This window comes from Pontibacter populi, from assembly GCF_019336435.1.
Classification (GTDB): Bacteria; Bacteroidota; Bacteroidia; order Cytophagales; family Hymenobacteraceae; genus Pontibacter; species Pontibacter humidus.
Genome location: NZ_JAHWXQ010000009.1, coordinates 13049 through 29756 on the forward strand (window position 1 = coordinate 13049; position 16708 = coordinate 29756).

The 16708-nt window shown below is 46.3% G+C and carries 20 protein-coding genes; 12 read left to right on the forward strand and 8 right to left on the reverse strand.

The features are described 5' to 3' along the window. Positions 1 to 30: 30 nt before the first annotated feature. Positions 31 to 396 carry a four helix bundle protein gene (locus KYK27_RS18060; protein WP_199111716.1) on the forward strand — a complete coding sequence of 122 codons (366 nt, stop codon included), beginning with the start codon at positions 31 to 33 and terminating at the stop codon, positions 394 to 396. A 31-nt stretch (positions 397 to 427) separates the two neighbouring features. Next, positions 428 to 1831 carry a dihydrolipoyl dehydrogenase gene (gene lpdA / locus KYK27_RS18065; RefSeq protein WP_199111717.1) on the forward strand — a complete coding sequence of 468 codons (1404 nt, stop codon included), beginning with the start codon at positions 428 to 430 and terminating at the stop codon, positions 1829 to 1831. Between the two features lie 76 nt (positions 1832 to 1907). Here lpdA and KYK27_RS18070 read toward each other — a convergent pair whose 3' ends face one another. Then, positions 1908 to 2900: a S41 family peptidase gene (locus tag KYK27_RS18070; RefSeq protein ID WP_199111718.1), complete on the reverse strand. Its 993-nt coding sequence runs from the start codon at positions 2898 to 2900 to the stop codon at positions 1908 to 1910. A 220-nt stretch (positions 2901 to 3120) separates the two neighbouring features. On the opposite strand from KYK27_RS18070, the gene KYK27_RS18075 reads away from it, so the two are divergent. The 3 genes from KYK27_RS18075 to KYK27_RS18085 all read left to right on the forward strand — a co-directional run bounded on the left by KYK27_RS18075 (position 3121) and on the right by KYK27_RS18085 (position 5898). Then, positions 3121 to 4218 carry a sensor histidine kinase gene (locus tag KYK27_RS18075; RefSeq protein ID WP_199111719.1) on the forward strand — a complete coding sequence of 366 codons (1098 nt, stop codon included), beginning with the start codon at positions 3121 to 3123 and terminating at the stop codon, positions 4216 to 4218. Positions 4219 to 4233: 15 nt separating this feature from the next. Beyond that, a complete protein-coding gene (locus tag KYK27_RS18080) occupies positions 4234 to 4992 on the forward strand; it encodes a LytR/AlgR family response regulator transcription factor (protein ID WP_199111720.1) in 759 nt (252 codons plus the stop codon). Between the two features lie 114 nt (positions 4993 to 5106). Next, a complete protein-coding gene (locus KYK27_RS18085; protein ID WP_199111721.1) occupies positions 5107 to 5898 on the forward strand; it encodes a pentapeptide repeat-containing protein in 792 nt (263 codons plus the stop codon). 59 nt (positions 5899 to 5957) lie between these two features. Here KYK27_RS18085 and KYK27_RS18090 read toward each other — a convergent pair whose 3' ends face one another. Further along, positions 5958 to 6557 (reverse strand): hypothetical protein, encoded by a 600-nt coding sequence (locus KYK27_RS18090; RefSeq protein ID WP_199111722.1) that lies wholly within the window; start codon positions 6555 to 6557, stop codon positions 5958 to 5960. Between the two features lie 244 nt (positions 6558 to 6801). Here KYK27_RS18090 and KYK27_RS18095 point away from each other — a divergent pair, with 244 nt between their 5' ends. Both KYK27_RS18095 and KYK27_RS18100 read left to right on the forward strand, forming a co-directional pair. Next, positions 6802 to 7302, forward strand: coding sequence for a CHRD domain-containing protein (locus KYK27_RS18095; protein ID WP_199111723.1), 501 nt, complete (start codon positions 6802 to 6804; stop codon positions 7300 to 7302). A 109-nt stretch (positions 7303 to 7411) separates the two neighbouring features. Then, on the forward strand, positions 7412 to 7888 hold the full coding sequence (locus KYK27_RS18100; protein ID WP_199111724.1) for a GNAT family N-acetyltransferase: 477 nt from the start codon (positions 7412 to 7414) through the stop codon (positions 7886 to 7888). Between the two features lie 12 nt (positions 7889 to 7900). Here KYK27_RS18100 and KYK27_RS18105 read toward each other — a convergent pair whose 3' ends face one another. Continuing rightward, a complete protein-coding gene (locus KYK27_RS18105; protein WP_199111725.1) occupies positions 7901 to 8461 on the reverse strand; it encodes a DUF4864 domain-containing protein in 561 nt (186 codons plus the stop codon). 111 nt (positions 8462 to 8572) lie between these two features. Here KYK27_RS18105 and KYK27_RS18110 point away from each other — a divergent pair, with 111 nt between their 5' ends. The 5 genes from KYK27_RS18110 (at position 8573) to KYK27_RS18130 (ending at position 13038) form a co-directional block, all read left to right on the forward strand. Next, complete coding sequence (locus tag KYK27_RS18110) at positions 8573 to 9352, forward strand: phosphatase PAP2 family protein (RefSeq protein ID WP_199111726.1); 780 nt, start codon at positions 8573 to 8575, stop codon at positions 9350 to 9352. A gap of 51 nt (positions 9353 to 9403) precedes the next feature. Beyond that, a complete protein-coding gene (locus KYK27_RS18115; protein ID WP_199111727.1) occupies positions 9404 to 10684 on the forward strand; it encodes a zinc dependent phospholipase C family protein in 1281 nt (426 codons plus the stop codon). 167 nt (positions 10685 to 10851) lie between these two features. Beyond that, positions 10852 to 11292, forward strand: coding sequence for a hypothetical protein (locus KYK27_RS18120; protein ID WP_199111728.1), 441 nt, complete (start codon positions 10852 to 10854; stop codon positions 11290 to 11292). A gap of 166 nt (positions 11293 to 11458) precedes the next feature. Beyond that, positions 11459 to 12544 (forward strand): DUF3616 domain-containing protein, encoded by a 1086-nt coding sequence (locus KYK27_RS18125; RefSeq protein ID WP_199111729.1) that lies wholly within the window; start codon positions 11459 to 11461, stop codon positions 12542 to 12544. A 53-nt stretch (positions 12545 to 12597) separates the two neighbouring features. After that, a complete protein-coding gene (locus KYK27_RS18130; RefSeq protein ID WP_199111730.1) occupies positions 12598 to 13038 on the forward strand; it encodes a hypothetical protein in 441 nt (146 codons plus the stop codon). A 60-nt stretch (positions 13039 to 13098) separates the two neighbouring features. Here the strand turns inward: KYK27_RS18130 and KYK27_RS18135 are convergent, their stop codons facing one another. From KYK27_RS18135 to KYK27_RS18155, 5 genes are all read right to left on the reverse strand, one after another. Further along, positions 13099 to 13296, reverse strand: coding sequence for a hypothetical protein (locus KYK27_RS18135; RefSeq protein ID WP_199111731.1), 198 nt, complete (start codon positions 13294 to 13296; stop codon positions 13099 to 13101). Between the two features lie 109 nt (positions 13297 to 13405). Beyond that, complete coding sequence (locus tag KYK27_RS18140) at positions 13406 to 14749, reverse strand: lysophospholipid acyltransferase family protein (RefSeq protein WP_199111732.1); 1344 nt, start codon at positions 14747 to 14749, stop codon at positions 13406 to 13408. 1 nt (position 14750) lies between these two features. Continuing rightward, positions 14751 to 15665, reverse strand: a complete 915-nt coding sequence (locus tag KYK27_RS18145) for a M28 family peptidase (RefSeq protein ID WP_199111733.1) — start codon at positions 15663 to 15665, stop codon at positions 14751 to 14753. A 119-nt stretch (positions 15666 to 15784) separates the two neighbouring features. After that, positions 15785 to 16195, reverse strand: coding sequence for a hypothetical protein (locus tag KYK27_RS18150; protein WP_199111734.1), 411 nt, complete (start codon positions 16193 to 16195; stop codon positions 15785 to 15787). Between the two features lie 187 nt (positions 16196 to 16382). Continuing rightward, positions 16383 to 16628 carry a hypothetical protein gene (locus KYK27_RS18155; RefSeq protein WP_199111735.1) on the reverse strand — a complete coding sequence of 82 codons (246 nt, stop codon included), beginning with the start codon at positions 16626 to 16628 and terminating at the stop codon, positions 16383 to 16385. Positions 16629 to 16708: the final 80 nt, after the last annotated feature.

Genomic DNA, 16708 nt, shown 5'->3' on the forward strand with positions numbered 1-16708 from the left:
TTATGAATTAGAAATTAGAAATTAGAAATTGTGGGGGAGGAAAAGAAGGAAAATGTCCTTTGCGACAAGAGCTATGCTTTTGCCCTTCGTGTAATAAAGCTTTATAAGTTCTTAACAGTAGAACAAAAAGAGTTTGTGCTGGCAAAGCAATTGCTACGAAGCGGTACTTCCATCGGAGCAAATGTAGAGGAAGCCATCGCTGCAAGTTCTAAAGCTGATTTCGTTCATAAATTAAATATTGCCGCGAAAGAGGCACGGGAAACATCATACTGGCTGCGCTTACTGAAAGACAGCCAGTACATTCCCGAGAATGCGTTTGATTCCATACATGAGGATTGTATGCAGCTGAGAAAGATCATCAGCAAGATCCTGATTACCATGAAGTCGAACACATAATTTCTAATTTTTAATTTCTAATTTGAAAGAAATGAAATACGATGTTACCGTAATCGGTTCTGGTCCTGGAGGCTACGTGGCAGCAATCCGTTGCGCACAGTTGGGCCTGAAAACCGCGATCATAGAAAAATATAATGTGCTGGGTGGTACCTGCCTTAATGTAGGCTGTATTCCTTCCAAAGCATTACTTGACTCATCAGAGCACTTTCACAATGCTGCGCATACTTTTAAGGAGCATGGCATTGACCTGGAAAACCTGCAGGTGAATATTGAGCAGATGATCACTCGCAAGGCAGGCGTGGTAAAGTCGAACAACGACGGTATTGCCTTCCTGATGAAGAAGCATAAGATCGATACGTACTATGGCCTTGGTTCTTTTGTGAACAAGAACATGATCAAAATAGCCGGTACTGATGGCAACGAGCAGCAGATCGAGACAGATAAAACCATTATCGCGACTGGTTCCAAGCCGGTGGCTTTGCCGTTTTTGCCAATCGACAAAAAACGTATCATCACGTCAACAGAAGCCTTAACGCTTACTGAAGTTCCTAAAAATTTGATCGTGATCGGTGGTGGTGTAATTGGTCTGGAGCTTGGTTCGGTTTACGCTCGCCTTGGTACAAAAGTACAGGTAGTTGAGTACGTAAATGCCATTATTCCGACGATGGACCGCGCACTAGGCAAAGAACTGCAGCGTGTATTGAAGAAAACGCTTGGTTTCGAGTTTTTCTTCAACCACAAAGTAACCGGCGCTACAAACGAAGGTGAAGTAGTAAAAGTAACGGCTGAGAACCCGAAGGGCGAAACTGTTACGTTTGAAGGCGACTATGTGCTGGTATCGGTGGGCCGTAAGCCATACACCGAAGGCTTAGGCCTGGAGAATGCTGGTGTGCAGATGGGCGAGCGCGGGATGATTGCTGTGAACGACCACCTGGAGACAAACGTACCGGGCATTTACGCCATTGGTGACGTAGTGCGTGGCGCTATGCTGGCACACAAAGCTGAGGAGGAAGGTGTACTGGTTGCTGAGCAGATCGTTGGTCAGAAGCCGCACATCAACTATAACCTGATACCGGGTGTAGTTTACACCTGGCCGGAAGTGGCAGGCGTAGGCTACACAGAAGAGCAGCTAAAGGAGCAGGGCCGTGCTTATAAGTCTGGTTCATTCCCGTTCAAAGCGTCTGGCCGTGCTAAAGCATCTATGGATACCGATGGTTTTGTGAAGGTACTGGCTGATAAGAATACGGATGAGATTCTGGGCGTGCACATGATCGGCCCACGTGCGGCAGATATGATCGCGGAAGCGGTGGTAGCGATGGAGTTCCGTGCATCGGCAGAAGATATTGCCCGCATGAGCCATGCGCACCCAACCTATACCGAAGCCATGAAAGAGGCTTGCTTAGCAGCTACAGAAAACCGTGCGTTGCACATTTAAGCTTACGCTAAAACTATAAACTATAAAAGCGCCACCCTGCAAAGGATGGCGCTTTTGTTTTACGGGCAACTATAGTTTACTTCTTCGGCTTATCAATGTGCTTGATGGCGGCCCGGATGTATAGATAGCCGTTAGTAATGGTGTTATTGGTAAGATCTAACGCTATATCAGGTGTAATGCCGTGGCCATATACTTTGCCTGTTCTATCCACCATAGTTGATACAGTTAGGTTCAGATACGATCCGTCTGATAATTTATAAAGCTCGTTACTGGTTGTCAGGCTTCCGGTATAGGTGCCGATCAGCTTTGTTTTTGGTCTGCCAATAAATGCACCTGCTATCATTTCTGCTGAACTTGCTGTTTTGTCGCTTACGAGTACACTTACAGGCGCTTTCGTGTTTTTGATGGTATAAGGTGTTGCCAAAAAGTATTTTCCGCCGGTTACGTCCCGAACCATGCCATTTCGTACTGTATCATAAGTAATAACATTATCAGCAGACTGCCAGCCGATGAATTGTCCTTCGCCCAGGATGGGAGCCAGCCCGGCCAGCAACGGGTGCATGTTACCACCATCGTTCAGGCGCAAATCAATTATCCAGCCCTTCGGGTTTTGCGCGTCTAGTTGCCGGATAATAGTTTGCAGAGAATCCGCATAAGCCAACTGCTCATCCTTCTCAAACATATAGAATGGAGGCACAAGTATAAAAGCATACTTTTTGTCGATCATGTGGCCCGATGGCATCGGCAGCTTCCTACCCAGTGATTTATAACCGACATTATGGGCATCAAATACTTCTTTAGGAAAAAATCTGCTATGGCGATCTCCTAACTCTTCTAAAGCATTATTTAAAGCGGGATATGTCTCTCTTATAGTTTTGGCATCCCTGGCGGCTTCCAGTGTTGTGGTATACAGTTTCTCCCAGTCTACCTTTTGCTTGTTAAGGGAATGGTTTTTCATAATATCCAGCGCCTGAATGACATAGGTCTTTACAGAATCGGGTGTGGTCTGGGCGAAAGAAAGCGGTGCTGTAGCGAACAGGAAAGCGATAACGGAGAGTAACTTTTTCATGAGGTATGTTTGTGTCAGTTTGTTTCGGTTAACTGATGCAAACATAAAAGACACGCAGCAACTGTAACAACTATAATACATCAACCTCCTGTTTTAATTGACGAACGCCTCTAACTATAGATTTATAGTTTGCTACCCCTGCAGGGCCTGTTGGTAAATGTTTTTAAGGAGTTGGTGTATTGCTGTAGGTTTATTCTGATCAATTCTTCTATTTTTAGGGATGCATAAAAACAAGATCATCCTGTTTCATTTCCTTTTCTGGTTTATCAACTTCTTTAAGGATGTGGTCTATGGTTTCCAGTACTATTATTTTTATGAAAGCCAGTACACGCTGGAGTCGCTTTACAAAACCACGGCGATAGATCTTGTGCGGACGCTGCTTACTGTAGCGCTGTTTTATGCCAATGCCAGTTTCCTGGTGCCGCGCTTATTTGGCAAAGGGAAGTATGTGCTTTATGCGGGTAGCGTACTGCTACTGGTGGGCGTTTTTACGCCGGTGCATTACCTGCTCGAAACGATTCTGCTCAAGTATTTCAGCTGGTCTACCTACGGGCGCGAAATCACGATGATCTGGATTTACCAGAGTGTGCTGCGTGCAAGTCTGATGTACATTTTGCTGGGAATTGCTTACGGCTACGTGGTCAATTACTTTAAAACACAGCAGGAAAAGAAGGCACTGGAGCAGGCCAAGCTTACCACCGAACTCGCTTTCCTGCGCTCGCAGATCAACCCGCACTTTTTGTTCAACACGATCAACGACATCTATTCTTTAACTTATCAGAAATCAGACCTGGCGCCGGATGCCTTGCTAAAGCTTTCGGGATTGCTGCGCTATATGCTGCGCGAGAGCGAGCAACAGCAGGTGCTGCTTACCAAGGAAGCTGATTATATAAAGGATGTGGTCGAGCTTCAGAAAATCGGCCTGAAGGGAAACGCTTTTATTCATTTCTCGACGGAAGGGACTATAGAAGGCAAACAGATCGCTCCACTCATGCTTATTTCTTTTGTCGAGAATGCCTTTAAGCACGGGGTTTGTACAGATCCTGAGAACCCGGTAACTATAGCATTGCGCGTAGCAGGAGATACCCTATATTTCACTGTTTTCAACCTCAAAAACAAAGACCAGAAAGACAGGACCGGCGGCATTGGCCTGACCAACGTGCGGCGCAGGCTGGAATTACTTTACCCCGGAAAGCATACACTGGAGATAACAGAAGATGAGCACACTTTTTTGGTGGAACTGTCGCTGCAGCTGCATAAAACTATAGTTCGTACCGAAGCCGAGCTAACTATACCTGTACTTTCCGAAGCATATTAAACTATAGCATAACACATGAAAACAATCCGCTGCCTTGTAGTAGACGACAAGCCCCTGGCCCTCGACATCCTTACAGATTACATTAAAAAAGTAGACTTCCTGGAGTTTGTAGCCAGCACCACCAGCGCCCTCGAAGCCCTTAAACTGGTAGAAAAGGAACGCATCGACCTGCTCTTCCTGGATATACAGATGCCGGAGCTAACAGGTATACAGGTCATGAAGATACTGGGCGAAAAGTGCCGGGTGATCCTGACCACTGCTTATACCGAGTACGCACTGGAAGGCTATGAACACAACGTGGTGGACTACCTGCTCAAGCCCATCGCCTTCGACCGGTTTTACAAAGCAGTCCAGAAAGCAAAACAGGTTTTTGATCTGCAGCAAACTATAGTTGCCCCGACAGTAGTAAGTAGCCCGAAGGAAGAAAAGCCAGCTGAAATACCTGTAGCCCGCGACATTATTTTTGTGAAGACAGAGTACAAGATCGTAAAGCTGCGGCTGGATGATATCCTGTATGTGGAAGGGCTGCAGAATTATGTGTCCATCTATACCAAAACCGAGCGCATTCTGTCGCTGAAGAACATTAAGAAAATGGAGGAGCTGTTGCCGTCAGGCCAGTTTGTGCGGGTTCATAAATCCTACATTATCTCGCTGGATAAAATAGATTCCATAGAGCGTAACCGCATTTTTATAGGTGAAGCGGTGATTCCTGTGGGGGAGACCTACAAGGATAATTTCATGCACCTGATCGCGCAGGCCAATTCCCTCAGTTGATACCTTCTTTAAAGCAGGTAAAGTTTTTTATGCCGGCCAGGCAACCTTTGCTATAGTTACTCCATCTATTATTCAGAGTCTAAAGAATAACTCACAAACCTGAATTAAAGAACTATGAAAAAACAAGTACACCTGCTGCTTGCGCTGCTGTTCCTGCCACTGCTAACTATAGCGCAAACCAAAGTAGATGCATCCGAGATCATTGCTAAAATAAACCGCGGTGAGGCTGTGAACTATAAAAACGCCGAAATTACCGGTAACCTGGACCTGACAAAGCTCAGCAACATGAAGCTGAAAAAAGAGAAAGGCAACGACAACAGCACAAAAGAATACATCAGCACGGTAACAGCACCGGTTACTTTCGAGAAATGTACTTTTAATGGCAGCGTACTGGGCTACTTTAATCCGGATAACGGAGTTAATGTGGTAAAATCATCTAACGAGGTTTACAATACCAATTTTGAGAAAGATGTTCGTTTCGAGAACTGTACGTTCGAAGATGATGCAGCTTTTAAATACAGCGAGTTTAAAGGGAAGGTATCGTTTGCGGGCAGTCGTTTTGAAGAAGAGGCCCTGTTTAAATATGCGAAGTTTAAAGAAACGGCAGATTTTAGCAAGACGGAGTTTGAAGATGATGCCAACTTTAAATACGTGACCTTCCCGACTGTTGCGAACTTTAAAAACGCGCAGTTCAACGAAGAGGCCAACTTCAAGTATGCAAAGTTTCAGAAGGGAGCAGACATGCAGCAGGCAACCTTCAACGGCAACGCCGACTTTAAATATACGCAGTTCTCAGAATCAGCTAACCTGAAAGGTGCCAGCTTTAAGGGCAGCACCGATTTTAAATTTACCAAACTCAATAACCGATCTGTAACGCTATCGGCACTGCAGGAGAGGAGTAAATAAGTATTAAAGAAGCTTTAGTTTTACTAAAAATGCCGCACCTATAGTGTGGCGTTTTTGTTTTATGGGTTAGCTAAAAGCGCCAGCAATTTACCGGCCCCTTCGCTGGGATTTAAAACCTGAAGGGGAGGCAATGCAAGCCACTTCATACGCACATCGTTTACCAGGTCCAAATCTATAGTTGGTGCAGCTACTTTATGGGCAGCTATAGTTGCGGCAATGGCCGTTTTTAGCGATGTGGCTTTTACCCGTATAGTTTGAGCAGCATAACGGGCAGGGTGCAGATGAACAAACCGCCCGGCCACTATACCCCATCGCAAAACCCAGTCAGAAGTATCAGAAAGTGTAACTGTGCGGTAGTGGCCGCCCGCTGCAGTTAAGTAACTATGGTATGCCTCAGGCTGCAGCAAACCTTGTTGTTGAAGGTTAAATAACACTTCATTAGTTATCTGTAAGGGTGAAAGCTGCCCGGTATAAAAGTCTAGTTGCGAGGTGCCGATACTTACTAAAGATGCTCCGATATCAGAGTCTGATAAACTGCTCTCCTCTTTTATAAAGGCTTTAATATAGCCAAGGTGGTGTTTAAGCGGGTGAAAAAGTGCCGGTTCGGGCAAGGCAGCCCTGGCTATAGTTGGCCTTTGAGTATGATCTATAGTTGCCATAGCTGTTGTACGTGCTCTTTACAGATACCATCTATGAACACAGTTATCAGGATAAATTAGTCATCAGGCAGCACGCGAGCACAGTTTTCTGTTAGAATGCTGGTAGTTGCCGGTACCTGATTTTGTATTAAAGTTTTATATATCCACACAAGCAACTATAGCAACTCACGGAAAAAAAGCCGCTGCTAACAACCATAACAACTGCTGTAAGTAAAAAAATGTATGAAATTTAAATTAGAAAGCTATGAAGAAGTCTGGAATTTCAATCTTACGCATGCTGGCGGTATGTTTACCGCTGCTTGCTGTAGCCACCGCCTGCGACGATGACGATGACGACGGTGTTACCACACCACCTGTAACGGATGAACTGGTATTTAAAAATATACAACTGAGTGGTGCCAACGAAAGACCGGATTCAGTTGAAACGACGGGCACCGGAACATTTAACGGTACTTACGACGATGATACCAATGTGCTGAGTTACACTGTAACCTGGACACTCGGCAATCCGCAGGACAGTACCATCGCCATGCACTTCCATGGGCCGGCCGATACAACCGAATCAGCTCCTCCGGTAATACCAGTAACCGGATTTACAAGCTCATACACAGGTACTCTTACCGATGAAACTGCCCCGCTTACTTCGCAACAGGAAGCTGACCTGAAAGCCGGGCTTTGGTATTTCAACATCCACAGCACAACATACCCTAACGGCGAATTGCGGGGCCAATTGTTAGAAGATTAATTTATTCATTACCCTTTAAAAGGTTCTTTTCTATCTAGAGAAGGACCTTTTTGTTTTAGGTGATAACCAGAGTGCGTACCTTTGCAACTATATTTATTACTTACCCTTTATGCATAAGCCGCAAACCACACCTGTCGCTATACTTGATTTTGAGCCCCGGCACGCCGCTAAATTCAGGGAACTGAACGAAGAATGGATAACGCGCTACTTTGTAATGGAAGAAGCCGACCATAAATCGCTGGGCGACCCGCAGGGATATATTCTGGGTGAAGGCGGTTATATTCTGATGGCGGAGTACAACCAAGAGATTGTAGGCACCTGCGCCCTGATACATGAAGGCAATGGCATATACGAGCTGGCTAAAATGGCTGTGACTCCTAAAGCGCAGGGGCTCAAGATCGGGAAATTGCTGGGCGAAGCAGCCATACAAAAAGCCCGTGAAGCCGGCGCTGTTAAAGTGTACCTGGTGTCAAACCGAAGATTAGAGACAGCGCTTAACCTTTACAAACGCCTTGGTTTTGTAGAAGTGCCTATGCCTCCCAGCATTTACGAACGTGCCGATATCAAAATGGAAATAGAACTATAGTTATGCTATAGTTCAGGCGCTGTAAACGGGCCTGTTATCATCCAGGCGCACAACGCCTACGGTAAGCCAGCAACCCTTATAGTAACCTTTGGTTTGGCGAGCCAGCATAAACAGGTAAGCCACTTTTATATCATTTTCGGTAGTGAGCACTACCAGTTGGTAAGCCGACTTGCCGGTTATCACCATGTTGCCTTTTTTGTAGGATTTAAAGTTGAGCATTGGTTTGTAAACCGGGTCCCGCACCATTACCCTGAAATGCTCTATCGGGCCCACGCTTATTTTACTTATCGGTGATGAGAAGTTGAAAACAGTGATAATCCCACTGTCGCTGCCATCGTTTTGCTGTAATGCTTTTAGCTGGATCTGTACTACCTCCTGGGGTGTGAGTGTTTTTGACGGGCGTAAATAGCTCCAGCTGGATGCGGAAGCAGCTGAGCTTTCGGAACTGGTATAGTTGGTATATTGCGCCTGTCCCTGCTCCGGCATTAAAGGAAAACTACCTATAAAAACCAGGAGCAGCAACAACCCTACTGCCAGTAAGGCCTTATCTACTATACCATCCAAGCCCTTCATATAGTACTGTACTTTATATAGAATGCTATAGTTGTGCTTTTGACCGATTTTTGAGAGCAGCAACTATAAACAAAACTGCCTGGCTGCGTATACCTGCTCAACGCTATATTTATGACGAATCCGTTACTGCACTATATCACCCGATTTAAGAACTGGTTTGCCGGCATTCCTGCTGCGCAGCGGTTCCAGAGACAACACCCCACCGTGTCGGGTTTTATAAGCGACAGATTTGATACAGAGCAGTTTGTTGGCTTACCGCTTACAATGCTGTTAGTGGTTGGTATTGTAAACGTAATGCTGCTTTCCGAAATAGCTGAGAGTGTGGTAGATGCTGAGTGGGTGGTGGTGGTAGACCAGGAGTTTACAAATCTGCTGTTTAGTATGCGCTCTGACTGGCTTAGTGTAGTGATGTTTGGCTTAACACAACTGGGCGAACAGATCGCAGTTTTTGCAATTGGTGGCCTTGCTACGCTCATTTTTCTGTTCCGGAAACGGTACTGGGCGCTGGTGGCCTTCTGGCTGGCCATGGCAGGTGTTGGCCTTTCGGTGAGGTTTGCCAAAACATTTATCAGCCGCGCCCGTCCCGCCGATGTGGCCTATTACCAGGTAGAACATTATTCTTTTCCGAGCGGGCATGCTACTACAGCCATGGCGCTGTTTGGCCTGCTGGCATACTTTATTTACAGGCATAACAGTAAAAACCCCTATCGTAAATTTATACTCTGGGCGGCTGCTATACTTATCCTGTTGGTTGGGTTCAGCAGAATTTACCTGGGCGTACACTTTCTGTCTGATGTGCTGGCAGGTTTTATACTTGGTTTTCTCTGGACACTGGTGGGTATAAGTCTGTCTGAGGTAATGCTGCATAGAAAGAAAAGAAGACAAGTATAGTACTATCCCTTTTTTACTATACTTTTTAAGCCTGCCCTCGTATGCAAAGGCATGCACCAAAGAACGTTACGCAGTTTACGCTGCTTTGCCCTTATCGTATTTTTCTGGATAGCTGCATGGTCTCCGGTTTCGGCGTATGGCGTGCTCTCGCACCAGGCCATTATAGATGCCGCCTGGGATAAAGACCTGAAACCGCTGCTGCATAAACGCTACCCCAAAGCTACAGAAGAAGAACTCAAGAAAGCACATGCCTATGCCTATGGCGGCGCCATACTACAGGATATGGGCTACTTCCCGTTTGGCAGTAAATTCTTTACAGACCTGATGCACTATGTAAGGAGCGGGGACTTTGTGCAGAACCTGCTCTACGAAGCACAGAACATAAACGAATATGCCTTTGCCTTAGGCACCTTAGCGCATTACAATGCTGATATTTATGGGCACTCGCTGGGTACCAACAAAGCTGTGCCGCTGGTTTACCCCGAGTTAAAGCAGGAATTCGGCAGCTCCGTTACCTTTGCCGACCACCCGGTTTCGCATGTGAAAACTGAATTTGGCTTTGATGTATTGCAGGTGGCGCGCGGCAATTATGCACCCGAATCGTATCAGCAGTTTATTGGTTTTGAAGTAGCCCAGGAGCCTCTGGAACGTGCCTTTCTTAAAACGTATGGCTTAGAGCTGGGCGATGTTTTTATAAATGTTCCGTTGGCAATTGGCTCGTACCGCTATACTATAAAAAACCTGATGCCCGACCTCACCCAGGCCGCCTGGAAAGCCAAGCAAAATGATATAAAGCAGGCAACCCCCGGCACAACACGCCGCGAATTTGTTTACCGCATGAGTCGCGCCAAGTATAACAGCAACTGGGGCGAAACCTACGAAAGGCCAGGCTTCTTTACCCGGGTAATGGCCTGGATTATCAAGATATCGCCGAAGGTGGGGCCGCTCCGGTCGCTGGGTTTTACGATGCCAACACCCGAAGCAGAGCAACTTTTCTATAAAAGCTTTAACACCACGGTAAGCAAATATGCCGGCATGCTGCAGCAACTAAGTAGTAACAAGTCTGATATGGCAAACATGCAACTCGATACCGGCAAGAAAACCGAACCGGGTTCCTATGCCTTAACCGATGAAACTTACACCACGCTGCTTGAGAAACTGGACGGTAACAACTATAAATACCTGACGCCCGAACTGCAGCAGGATATTACAAGCTTTTATAAAAATATGAAGCTCGGAAAAGATAAGGAGCAGCAAAAAGAACAGAAAAAGACCACGGAGGCGCTGGAAAGAATGAAAGCACACAAACCGGTAGCTCAAAATAGCCTGTAACTATAAACAGAAGTAATTGTGCATTAAATGAAATAACGCAATTGATGTAACTATATGCTCTGAAAACCGATAAAATAAGTCTGACATGTCCGCAACAGACGCTGAGAAAGTGTAGTTGAGTTGACGGATTTTCGGTTTAATTAACAGAAACTAAAAACAATAAAACCATGGAAAACAAGCAGAATAGCTCGCAGAGCAATCAATTTTCTAATCAATCATCACAGAGCAACCAGCCAAACGCGAATCAGTCTTCACAGAGCAGCAGCCGTTCGCAGAGCAACCAGCCAACTTCATCAAGCACTGGTTCCAGCATAGGCAATCAGCAAAGCTCACGTTCCGGCTCCGGCTCAAATATGAATTCTAATTCAGGATCTTCTTCATCTAAAATAGGCGGTATCGACATGAATACCGTAACCAGCAAACTGCAGGAATATGGTACAACAGCCATGAACAAGGTAAACAGCCTGAGCACTACTCAGAAAGTAGTAGGTGGCTCGCTGCTTGCGTTAGGTGCAGGCTGGTTAGCCATGAACCGTAACAAAACCGGTAAGAACAAGACAAACCTGAATACAACAAGAAGCAACAAGTTCGGCAGATCATCATCGTAGTCGAAACTATAGTTTAACATCCAGAAAGCCCGGTGCTACAGCATCGGGCTTTTTGTTTTATAGTTGGTGCAGTAACTATAATTTCAGATTTTTATAGTTGCCGGCTACTAAAACAAAGCTGGTCCGTAAACTTTACCTCATAATCCAACCTATAAACTAACGCTGCATGGCAAAAAAAGTAATCCTTCATTTCGACCCGGAACTGAGTGTGAACAAGGAGGGCAAGCACGTGCGTGATGGGCTTTCTACTGTACTGAACACCGGCGATAACCTGTGGCTTAGCTGCGACGAACGGACAACTATAGAACGGCTGACCCAGCAGCAGGACGGCTCTTTCGGGGATCATACATCTTTTTGCCTTAGCGACTACCTGCAACTCCCCGACAGTACCAACAGCGAGATCGATATAGAAGGCATGGGAATGGAGAATAATTACCTGTGGCTGATAGGCTCGCATAGCTTAAAACGTAAGAAGCCCCGCAAACATGATAGTGTTGCCAAACAGATGAAACGGCTGGCACAGGTAAAATCTGACCCGAACCGGTATCTGCTGGCCCGCGTGCCTATTTATAAAGATGACAAAACCGGTGACTACGTTATCTGCAAAGAATGCCCGGACCCTGCTAACCCTGGGAAAATGTTGTGGGCAGCCCAACTGCAGGGAAGCGAAAATAGCAACGAACTTTATGAAGAATTGCGCAACGACGAACACATCGGGCCCTTTATGCACATACCGGGCAAAGATAACGGCTTTGATATTGAAGGGCTGGCTACCAGCGGCAACAAACTATACCTGGGCTTGCGCGGGCCGGTGCTGCGCGGCTGGGCTATAGTGCTGGAAGTGGAGCTGGAAGAAGCCGGAGAAGGATTTCTGAAACTGAAACAACTGAAACCGGGCAGGCCTTATAAAAAACATTTCCTGCACCTGAAGGGCAAGGGCATACGCGAGCTTCGCATTATGGGCAACGATATGTACATTTTAGCTGGCCCGACTATGGATCTGGATGGTGTGATTGCCGTGTACCGCTGGCGCAACGCTGTAACTATAGAAGATGAAACGATGGTGCACACCGCTGACCTGGAACGCCTGTGTGAAGTAGCGCACGGCCACGGTGAAGAAACCGGTAAGGATAAAGCTGAAGGACTTGCCGTGTATGATGAGCACAACCTGATGGTAGTTTTTGATAGCCCTAAGGATGACCGGAAGGTAGGCGAGCACAGCGTAACTGGCGATATTATAAAAGTTGATTAAGCAGCCCCGAAACTATAAACCCGTATACAACAATCTACAAACAAAATTTAGCTATGAAAATAATGGAAGCATTAGCAGGCGGCCTGACAGGTGCCTGTGTCTTAACCCTGACCCACGAAAGTTTACGAAGTATAGTGCCTGAAGCCCCGCGGATGGATATATTGGGGATGCGCGCAATTGCAAAACTAATGGAGAAAGCCGGCGCTACACCACCCGACGACGATACCCTGCACGACTGGGCAATTATTGGAGATGTGATCTCGAATGGATTGTACTATAGCCTGGCAGGTGCCGATAAAAATGCTTTGTTGCGCGGCACATTCCTGGGAGCGATGGCGGGTATTGGTGCTATTACCTTGCCTGGCCCGCTGGGCCTGGGAGAGGCGCCAAGCGAGCGCACTACCCAAACCAAAGTGATGGCCGTTGGACTGTACCTGATGGGTGGTATCGTTGCAGCACTGGCAGCACGCGCTATCGTAAAAGCAACAAAATAAGAAAGGCCTGTAAACAATAAACCCCGGTAACTGAATGGTTGCCGGGGTTTATTGTTTAGTTTATTGCTGGTTCTGCATGGTGTCTGTTGGAGTGCCGGTGTTCGTTGTGTCCGTCATTTCTCCGTTCATATCTGTCTGTGTTTCTTTGGTATCGGTATTGCTGGAATCAACGCCGGTTGTGGATTCGGAAGTACAGCCTGCCAGCAGGCCTGTAGCCAATACGCCAACGGCCAGTAAATTCATTGTTATCTTTTTCATAGTTGTTTTCAATTTATAGTTTAGGTCATGCTCTTATTCCGGAGCAATCAACTCACTTTTACGCATTTTTAAGGTAAGAGGTGTGCTATCAACTTAATCCTAGCTATAGTTAGCTTACTTTTTGCAGGTAATCGCGCTGTGCTTCTTCAAGTAAGGTGATAATATGCTGGCGTTGTGCCCGGAGCTTTTTAACTATATTTTGCCTGCCATAAAACAGGCGTAAAAGCAGCCAATGGCTTTGTGTGTGCTGCAGCCTGTTCCAGTAATGCAGGGTAAAAAAGCCACTTAATGGCAGGCTAAGGAAATAGAATAGCAGTTCTATCCCATCTATGTTCAGCCATTCGTGCGCCAGCCATAGTTCCAGTCCATAACATATCGGGAAGGTAAAGATGCCGACGGTAAGCATTATCGGTGCAAACCATTCTTCTTCGCGGGTTACGGCGCGGGCCACTTTAGACGGCACTATGTACGGAATATAGTTGTGCAGCAGTCCAAAAAGGTAAATCGGGAATCCTAGTAAAATGTATAACAACCCGATGATGCTTTGCTTCATCACATCGCTGCTTTCTTTGCTTAGCATCGGGTCCTGAATGCCCAGGCGCTGCAATTGCCTGGTATAGTTGCTCAGTTCCTGTTTTATAGTTGCTATCCGGTCAGGCTCGGTCTGACTAAAGTGGGTTATGCTTTTAATGATGCCTTTGGTAACTATAAAATCCTGCTCGTGCGGTAACGTGCTGGCTGGCACTGCAGGCGAAAGTCGGTCTCTGTAAATTGCTTCTACTTGCCGGGCCAGTTCATCTTCCTCGTCTGTTGGGGTGTGTATGATCAGCTTTTCCAACCTTACCCGAATTTCTTCGGTAAGGGCAAGCACGGCATCAGGGCCATCCTGCTGGTAGGTTGTTAGGTACTCTGAAACGGAAATCGGTTTGCCAACATTTACAAAAACATCGCTCCTGAAGCGGGTAGGGGCAGAATAATTCAACCCGACCGGCAATATTTTTACTTCCTGGTTACTTTCCAAAGCAGCGCCTAAAGCAATCCGGGCCGTACCAGTTTTAAGTTTGCGCAGGCGCCGCTGGTTAAAGCTGTTGCCTTCCGGAAAAATAAGTAATGTCTTTTGTTGGTCGAGCGCTTTAAAACTGGCAGCAAAAGCATCGTCGTTGCTTATAGTTGCGTTGGGATTATCTTCTTTGCGGTGTATCGGTATCAGGTGCATCTGGCGCAGCATCCAGTTCTGAAATGAAGAGCCAAACACGGTGCTCTTGGCAATAAAAAATACCGGCTGCTTTAACTGGGCAGCTATCACAATCGGGTCCATAAACGTGTTCGGGTGGTTCGAAACGACCAGCAACGGGCCGGTGTCGGGTATCAGGTGGGCGTGGCGCACTTCCAGTTTCCGGAAAAAGAACCAAAGCCCGGCTTTATAAAGCAGCTTCAGGAAGGTGTAAAGCATGTTAAGGTAGTTTCAGAATGGAGGTATACACGGCATCTACCACTTCACCCATGCGCTTAAAATCCAGGGTATGAATGGTATCGGTAGGTTGGTGATAATTGCTGTTCCTGTAGAAGGAAGTATCTGTGATCATGAGCGCATCAAACCCGAAACGCCAGTAGTTGAGATGATCTGAAAAGTCTACGCCGGTTACGAAAGCTGGCGCACGCAATGATTTTACAGGTAGCGTAGCGGCCTTTTTATAGTTGCGCAACATGCTTCGCCCGAAACTGCCATTACCAAAGCGCTGCACTACGGCAATGTAGTTGCCGCGACTACCATACAAAAGTTTCATAGGAGCTAAGGGATAACGTTGTGTGCCTTTCTCATCTTTAAAATAACCTATCATTTCCAGAGAGATCATACCCATTAGCTTGGCCTGTTGCTCATAAAGCGAGTTGGCATGCACGTAGCTGCCCATGTGCTCTGTCCGGAAGTACGGAGGCTCTTCCAGCGTGTAGGCAACAAAATCTATCCTGAAAGGCAACGTATGGGTATTGAGTAACCTGGCAAGTTCCAGCAAGCCTGCTACACCGCTGGCATTATCATCTGCGCCGGGTTGGTCTTCACATACATCATAATGTGCTCCTACCACCAGCCGTGGCGCATCTGCAGGCCCTGCCGAAAATATAACATTCCGATATTCTTTTCCGGCCACGGTATACACCTGCTCCTGTACCTGCCCGTTCAGTTGTTCAAACTCGTGGCGGATATAGGCTGCTACCTGGTTAAGTGCATCGGTGTGCTGGTGGTTGCGTGGCTGCGCTGTCCCGGTAATGGCAAGCAGGTGCTGTTTTAGCTTTACGGTGTCTGCATTGCCGGCAAATGCAGATGTAGTACATACAAAGCAAGCCAGCCATACAAATAATGCCTTCATCAGAATTTTAGAAATAAATATAATGACCAAGATAGCAATTTATAGTAGATAACCACTATCTAAAGCAAGGGGCAAGCCACAGCGAAATAGCAGATGTAAGATGGAACTGCTGGCATGAATCAGGAATGTCTCTTAACCGAAGGTACGGTTGTGAGCCAGTCGTAGGCAGAGGTGAGGTCGCTGAAGGAGCGGGTTTCGATATAAGATTCCAGTTGTTTATAGAATAGCTGTTGCTGCAACTCCGTTTCGGGATGAAAGGGATGAATAACAGCTACTTTCTTTAATGGGAGCTTAGTGTAGGCTTTGGCAAAAATGGTGCAGGTCCAGTGCAGGTCTTCTTCCGAAACGGGCTGAAGCAGACGTCTGTCCATCACTGCATATTCTACCTGTAGTTCGCGCGCAATCCGGGCGATGTTTATAAGTGCCTGGCGGTATTGCAGGCTGCTGCAGTCGCTATACCACTGGGTAATTAAAACATTATTCGCCTCATGATGCTCAACCTGCAGGTAATCCGTCTGAAAATACACCATGCCTTTAAGTGTTAGGTTGTATAATATTAATTATAATTAATTGGTTTTCAAAGTGTTTTATAAAAATTAATATATACGTAACTGCTGATGCTCAAATTTATAGTTGGCCGCAGTATAATACCTGAAATAAAGCCCTGCGCCAGTTTTTAGACTAACGCAGGGCTGCTACAGTTTATAAATAGACAATTTACTTGGTGCGCAGGTTGTTGGCGTTGCTGCCGTCCAGTTCACGGGTATCTTTTTCGTCTTTGGCTGCTACATTGCCACCTACTTCCTTGCCTTCGGGCTCCGGGTCCAGTATGTCTTCCGATTTAGGAGATTTAATTTCCACTTCATCTTTTTTCACGCCTTCCAGCGGTTCCGGGTTCTCATCCGGCAGGCGCTTACCTTCATCAGCATTTGTTATGATATCGTCTTCTTTGGGGGTTTCCATAGTTGTATAGTTTAGTACACTTATAGGTACGCAAATGCAGCACATAGTTTAAGCTGATGCTCTGTTTATTATCGGCTGAA

Coding starts and splice junctions, on each gene's coding strand:
- lpdA (WP_199111717.1), top strand. CDS start 428: ATGAAATACGATGTTACCGTAATCGGTTCTGGTCCTGGAGGCTACGTG.
- KYK27_RS18070 (WP_199111718.1), bottom strand. CDS start 2,900: ATGAAAAAGTTACTCTCCGTTATCGCTTTCCTGTTCGCTACAGCACCG.
- KYK27_RS18075 (WP_199111719.1), top strand. CDS start 3,121: ATGCATAAAAACAAGATCATCCTGTTTCATTTCCTTTTCTGGTTTATC.
- KYK27_RS18080 (WP_199111720.1), top strand. CDS start 4,234: ATGAAAACAATCCGCTGCCTTGTAGTAGACGACAAGCCCCTGGCCCTC.
- KYK27_RS18085 (WP_199111721.1), top strand. CDS start 5,107: ATGAAAAAACAAGTACACCTGCTGCTTGCGCTGCTGTTCCTGCCACTG.
- KYK27_RS18090 (WP_199111722.1), bottom strand. CDS start 6,557: ATGGCAACTATAGATCATACTCAAAGGCCAACTATAGCCAGGGCTGCC.
- KYK27_RS18095 (WP_199111723.1), top strand. CDS start 6,802: ATGAAGAAGTCTGGAATTTCAATCTTACGCATGCTGGCGGTATGTTTA.
- KYK27_RS18100 (WP_199111724.1), top strand. CDS start 7,412: ATGCATAAGCCGCAAACCACACCTGTCGCTATACTTGATTTTGAGCCC.
- KYK27_RS18105 (WP_199111725.1), bottom strand. CDS start 8,461: ATGAAGGGCTTGGATGGTATAGTAGATAAGGCCTTACTGGCAGTAGGG.
- KYK27_RS18110 (WP_199111726.1), top strand. CDS start 8,573: ATGACGAATCCGTTACTGCACTATATCACCCGATTTAAGAACTGGTTT.
- KYK27_RS18115 (WP_199111727.1), top strand. CDS start 9,404: ATGCACCAAAGAACGTTACGCAGTTTACGCTGCTTTGCCCTTATCGTA.
- KYK27_RS18120 (WP_199111728.1), top strand. CDS start 10,852: ATGGAAAACAAGCAGAATAGCTCGCAGAGCAATCAATTTTCTAATCAA.
- KYK27_RS18125 (WP_199111729.1), top strand. CDS start 11,459: ATGGCAAAAAAAGTAATCCTTCATTTCGACCCGGAACTGAGTGTGAAC.
- KYK27_RS18130 (WP_199111730.1), top strand. CDS start 12,598: ATGAAAATAATGGAAGCATTAGCAGGCGGCCTGACAGGTGCCTGTGTC.
- KYK27_RS18135 (WP_199111731.1), bottom strand. CDS start 13,296: ATGAAAAAGATAACAATGAATTTACTGGCCGTTGGCGTATTGGCTACA.
- KYK27_RS18140 (WP_199111732.1), bottom strand. CDS start 14,749: ATGCTTTACACCTTCCTGAAGCTGCTTTATAAAGCCGGGCTTTGGTTC.
- KYK27_RS18145 (WP_199111733.1), bottom strand. CDS start 15,665: ATGAAGGCATTATTTGTATGGCTGGCTTGCTTTGTATGTACTACATCT.
- KYK27_RS18150 (WP_199111734.1), bottom strand. CDS start 16,195: ATGGTGTATTTTCAGACGGATTACCTGCAGGTTGAGCATCATGAGGCG.
- KYK27_RS18155 (WP_199111735.1), bottom strand. CDS start 16,628: ATGGAAACCCCCAAAGAAGACGATATCATAACAAATGCTGATGAAGGT.